2 protein-coding genes are annotated in these 1,771 nt (G+C 61.2%); one reads left to right on the forward strand and one right to left on the reverse strand.

What is annotated here, in order from left to right:
* Nucleotides 1–341: alpha/beta hydrolase (locus EWH12_RS22415; protein ID WP_479725516.1), on the forward strand; the 341-nt coding region annotated here is incomplete at its 5' end.
* 88 nt (nt 342–429) lie between these two features.
* On the opposite strand, the gene EWH12_RS21765 is transcribed toward EWH12_RS22415, so the two are convergent.
* Nucleotides 430–1,554, reverse strand: coding sequence for a serine hydrolase domain-containing protein (locus EWH12_RS21765; RefSeq protein WP_207212475.1), 1,125 nt, complete (start codon nt 1,552–1,554; stop codon nt 430–432).
* Nucleotides 1,555–1,771 lie beyond the last annotated feature (217 nt).

A 1,771-nucleotide genomic window follows, 5' to 3' on the forward strand; every position in this document is an offset into this window, starting at 1 on the left:
CCTATCTTGGCAATCCACGCACGGTGAACGTGGGACCCGCTGGTTTGGCGCGATTCTCAACCCTGCGCTCGTGGCTGTCGCAATGGTCCTACGACCTATCCAACTCCAAGGCTGCCGTTAACGCGACAAAGATCCATCGGACCCCTGTGCTGCAGATCGAGAATGAAGCGGACGACGCGGTTCCCGCGAGCCATAATCCGATCATTCACAACGCGCTCACCGTTGCGAACAAGGAATTTGTGAGCATCAAGGGCGCGACCCATTTCTACCAGGGCCAGCCCGAACATGTCAGCGCTTGTATCGACGGGATCATCGACTGGAGCCACCGCAACGATTTGTGATCTGGCCGCCGCGATCGACGCGGCGCCTCCGCATTTTCGCTGCGGCGCGGCCGGCTTACGCCGGCCGGTCGCGGATTCCTTGCGGGGATCAGTTGTAGACGGCGTCCCGGATGTCGGACACGAACTTCCCCGACATACCCTCAAAGGCCGTGTTGGTCATGGCCACGACCGTCAGCGCGTTTGCACGATCGATGAACCAGCTATTGCCGTATCCGCCGCCCCAGTGAAGCGTTCCGGGAGACTGCGGCGACGGGACGGCGTGCGGATCTGCAAGCACTGCCCAGCCGAAGCCGAAGCCCCAACCCGGCCCCCAGGCCGCAGCCTGAGGTCCGAGCTGATCGGTCGCCATCATCTCGACTGTTTCAGGCTTCAGGATCGGACCACCCCCGAGCCGGATGGTTTCCAGAAAGTGCAGGACGTCGCCCGCAGTCCCCACCATCCCACCCCCGCCTGACGGATAGGAGTTTGGATCCAGGATACGGCTCGGCGCGAACGTTAGCGACCCGTTGAAGGCATCCAGAGGCACTACCATGCCGTCCGTGATGCGGACGGGAACGGATTCGCTGTTGAAGTAATTCGTCGCGAGCCGCTCAACATCCGCAACGGCAAAGCCGGTATCGACGATACCCAGCGGATCCGTGACCAGTTTGCGCACAGCATCGCGTAGCGAACCACCGGTAACGCTCTCAACCACCCCTCCCATCACATCCATGCCAAGGGAATAGCGAAAACCCGACCCCGGTGCGGCGGTAAGCGGGGCGGCAGCCAGGCGCCGAAGATTCTCGGATAGCGACAATCCCGGTTGATCCAACCCGTCGGAGACGTCGAGGCGACGATAATGGCCATCGCTCCCTTCCTGAAACGGATAGCCGAGCCCCGATGTGTGCGTGAGCAGATGGCGGATCGAGATGACCGGAACCGATCCATCGGACAGGCGCGGCTGAAAGTCGGGCAGGAAGCGCGTCACTGGATCGTCCAGCCTCACAACACCATCCTCGATCAGGCGCATCACGGCGGCGGTGACAAAGGGTTTGGTCACCGATGCAAATCGGAAAATGCTATCCGTTTGCATCGGCTTTTGCGATTCACGGTCTGCAAATCCCGCCGCGCGGCGATAGGCGATCTTGCCGCCCCGGGCGACGATCACGACCGTTCCCACCAAACGATTGTCGGCGAGAGCATTGTCTATCGCGCGATCCAGGCGATCGGACACATCCGCGCCTTTAAAGGCTGATGAACTCATAAGTTCAAACTCTCCCGATACTCTCGCAGACCGGACGCGGCCCGCACCTAAGCGATTGCAGTCATCAACCGCGCGGTGGAGAGCGACGACGATTCGGTCGGAGGCAAGGCCTGACCATCAGCACACCTCTCCACGCAACCTTCACGTCGCAGACCGCCACCGTGCAGTTCCTTAGTTATCTAACCAT

It is taken from the genome of Sphingobium cupriresistens, from assembly GCF_004152865.1.
In the GTDB taxonomy this organism is placed as follows: domain Bacteria; phylum Pseudomonadota; class Alphaproteobacteria; order Sphingomonadales; family Sphingomonadaceae; genus Sphingobium; species Sphingobium cupriresistens.